The organism is Amycolatopsis sp. NPDC047767, assembly GCF_040704195.1.
GTDB lineage: Bacteria > Actinomycetota > Actinomycetes > Mycobacteriales > Pseudonocardiaceae > Amycolatopsis.
Genome location: NZ_JBEYSJ010000079.1, coordinates 1 through 2,926, shown reverse-complemented (window position 1 = coordinate 2,926; position 2,926 = coordinate 1). Strand labels below are relative to the sequence as shown.

Genomic DNA, 2,926 nt, shown 5'->3' with positions numbered 1-2,926 from the left:
GCCTCGACGGCGTGGGCCATGGCGTTGACGCCGCTGGTGAGTGACACCTGGACCGGCAGTTTCAGGGTGAGGTCGACGTCGTAGACGACGACCTCGGGCAGCACCTTGGGTGAGGTCTGGGTGGTCTTGCGTCCATCGGCGGTCTCGCCCAGGACCGGGGTCATCTCCGACCCGGCGTAGGTGGTGGGCACGATGATCTGCGGCAGATCCGTGCGCAACGCGATCGCCTTGGCCAAACCGGTCGTCGAACCCCCGCCGATCGCCAGCAGACAGTCCACTTTGTTCTCCGCAACGACCGCCAGGGCACGCTCGGTCACGTCCACCGGCGTGTGCATCGCGGCCTCGTCGAAGCGGGCGGCGAGCAGCGAACCCAGCGCGTCGGCGACCCGGTCCACCGGGCCCGCCAGTGAAGAAGTCCCGAGCAGCAACACGCGCGAAGCCCCGAGCCGGCGCACCTCGTCGGCCAGCGTCGCGATCGTGCCCGTGCCGAAGACGACCCGAGCCGGATTGGCGGTGTAGCTGAACATCGAGGGCTCCTTTGCCTGGCGCGCCGGGTGCGGTGGCGATGACGGTAGGAGCGAGCGCCCGAGAAGTCAGCGTTCGTGTCCGGCAGCCCGGGACACATTTGGTGGAATCGTTCGAAATCGCACTTATCGTGGTGAGATGACGAACGACGAATCACGTGGTGGCGTGGCCTCGGTCGCGAAGGCGTGCAAAGTGCTGCGCGCCTTCAGCCCGACCGTGGGTGTCCTGTCTGTTCGACAGGTGTCCGCCCGTGCGGGGATCCCGCGCAGCACCGCGCACGAGCTGTGCCGCACGCTCGTCGCCGAAGGCATGCTGGAAGGCGCCGGCGGTGGTTACCAGCTTGGCCCGCTGCTGCTCGAGCTGGCGGGCCAGATCATCGAACGCACAGGCCTGCTGCGCGCCGGCGAAGGCATCCTCGACTCGCTGGTCCGCGCGCCGGAGCAGGACGCGCACCTCTGCCAGCTGACGCAAGGCTGGATCGTCTACCTGGACCGCAACTCCAGCCCGTCGCACGTGCCCGCGGCCAACCAGGTGGGCCAGCGCGCGCCGGCGCACCTCACGGTCTGCGGGAAGGTGGCGCTGTCGTGGCTGCCGTTCGACAAAGTCGTGGCGCACGTCGAGAAGTGCTGCGCCGAAAGCGCCGTGCCGCCGCCGGACCTCAAGCAGCTCGAAGCCGAGCTGACCCAGGCCCGGCAGGACGGGTACCTGGCCTCGCGGTCCGTCCAGCAGGGCCGGACGTCGGTCGCGGCACCGATCTTCGACTCCTCGGGAAATCCGCTCGGCGGGGTCTCGCTGTCCGGCCCGGCCGGAATGTTCACCACGGCCGTGGTCGAGTCGGCTCGCGTGTCCGTCACCAACGCGGCCGGCCTGATCAGCGCCCGGCTCATCAGCGCCGCACCGGCCTGGACACGCTGACGGCCCTCCCGGGGGAGGGCCGTCAGTTTGGCCGGGCTGCTCAGGCACGCGGCAGCAGAGCCACCGCCTGCATTTCGATCAGCAGGTGCGGGTGCGGCAGCTGGTGCACGGCCACCGTCGTGCGGGTCGGGCCGTTTTCATCGAAGTACCGCGCGTAAACCTCGTTGTAGCCGCGGAAGTCGTTCATGCTCACGAGGTAGGCCCTGACCTGGACGAGGTCCGTCAGCTCCGCGCCGACCTCCGCGAGCAGGTCGCGCAGATTCTCGATCACGGCCGCCGTCTGCGCCTCGATGTCCAGCCGTGTCGCGCCGAACTCGTCGGCGTCGGCACCCGCGATGGTGTTGTCCGGCCGCCGGCTGCTCGTCCCCGAGATGTAGACGAACCCACCCGCCACCTTGAGGTGCGGGAACCGGCCCCGTGGCGTCGCCTTGCCGGCGACGGTCCTGGCGTCACTCATGCATTCCTCCTCATCACCGAACGGACGTCACACGGAACCGCACGCGGCCGAGCCCGGACACCGTCGCGCTGACGGTGCCGGGCGAAACCAGCGCGACGGCCGGGGTCCCCGCCCCGGCCAGCAGCACGTCACCCGCGCGCAGCGGGATGTCGTACCGCCCGGCCATGCGGATCGCCGCGGTCACCGCGCGCAGCGGGTCACCGAGGATCGCCGAGCTGGATCCGCTTTGGACAAGACGGCCGTCGAGCTCGAGGACCATCCCGCGGTTGTCCAGCGACGCGGGCAACGGCTGCCACGCCCCGACCACGAACCCCGACGCCGAGGTGTTGTCCGCCACGACGTCGGCGAGGTTGAACCGGAAGTCGCGGTAGCGCGAGTCGATGATCTCCACGGCCGGCGCGACGGCGTTGACGGCCTCGGTCACGTTGCCCGTCCACAGCTGCGGATCGATGTTGCGCGCCAACCGGAACGCGATCTCGGGCTCGACCCGCGGGTGCACATACGCGCCCAGCCAGATCTCCGCGCCCTCTTCGACGTGCATCCGGGAAGTCAGCTGCCCGATGATCACCTCGGACACGCCCATCTGCGCCGCCTTGGTCCGGCTCGTGAACCCGAGCTTCACCCCGACGCGCGTCTCGCCGCGCCCGAGCCGCCGCGACACCAGTGCGTGCTGCACCGCGTACGCCTCCGCCAGCGACAGGTCGTGGTCGGCCGACAGCTGCTGCTCGGCCACGCGGTCGCGGGCGGCGTCGTCGAGGCGGGTGGCGAGCTCACCGACGTGCCCGGTCATCGCGCCGCCTCCGTGAGGTCGAGGGCGACGTCGACGATCATGTCCTCCTGGCCGCCGACCAGGCCACGCCGCCCGACCTCGACAAGGATGTCGCGCGCGTCGAGGCCGTAGCGGCTCGCGGCGCGTTCGGCGTGGAGGAGGAAGCTGGAGTAGACGCCGGCGTAGCCCAGCGTCAGCGTCTCGCGGTCCACCCGCACCGGCCGCGTCTGAAGTGGACGGACGAGGTCCTCGGCCGCGTC

The 2,926-nt window shown here is 70.5% G+C and carries 4 protein-coding genes and 1 pseudogene; 1 reads left to right on the top strand and 4 read right to left on the bottom strand.

What is annotated here, in order from left to right:
• Positions 1-527, bottom strand: a 527-nt coding sequence (locus AB0878_RS49335; protein WP_366590640.1) for an iron-containing alcohol dehydrogenase, incomplete at its 3' end; no start/stop codon positions are given.
• A 136-nt stretch (positions 528-663) separates the two neighbouring features.
• On the opposite strand from AB0878_RS49335, the gene AB0878_RS49330 reads away from it, so the two are divergent.
• Positions 664-1,440, top strand: a complete 777-nt coding sequence (locus tag AB0878_RS49330; protein WP_366590638.1) for an IclR family transcriptional regulator — start codon at positions 664-666, stop codon at positions 1,438-1,440.
• Between the two features lie 40 nt (positions 1,441-1,480).
• Here AB0878_RS49330 and AB0878_RS49325 read toward each other — a convergent pair whose 3' ends face one another.
• From AB0878_RS49325 to AB0878_RS49315, 3 genes and pseudogenes are all read right to left on the bottom strand, one after another.
• Positions 1,481-1,897, bottom strand: coding sequence for a RidA family protein (locus AB0878_RS49325; RefSeq protein WP_366590636.1), 417 nt, complete (start codon positions 1,895-1,897; stop codon positions 1,481-1,483).
• A gap of 13 nt (positions 1,898-1,910) precedes the next feature.
• Entirely contained in the window at positions 1,911-2,687 is a 777-nt protein-coding gene (locus AB0878_RS49320; RefSeq protein ID WP_366590633.1) for a fumarylacetoacetate hydrolase family protein, read from the bottom strand.
• Positions 2,684-2,926 (bottom strand): annotated as a pseudogene (locus AB0878_RS49315) (4-hydroxy-2-oxovalerate aldolase); the annotation flags it as partial. The pseudogene AB0878_RS49315 and the gene AB0878_RS49320, both read right to left, overlap by 4 nt.

Coding starts and splice junctions, on each gene's coding strand:
- AB0878_RS49330 (WP_366590638.1), top strand. CDS start 664: ATGACGAACGACGAATCACGTGGTGGCGTGGCCTCGGTCGCGAAGGCG.
- AB0878_RS49320 (WP_366590633.1), bottom strand. CDS start 2,687: ATGACCGGGCACGTCGGTGAGCTCGCCACCCGCCTCGACGACGCCGCC.
- AB0878_RS49325 (WP_366590636.1), bottom strand. CDS start 1,897: ATGAGTGACGCCAGGACCGTCGCCGGCAAGGCGACGCCACGGGGCCGG.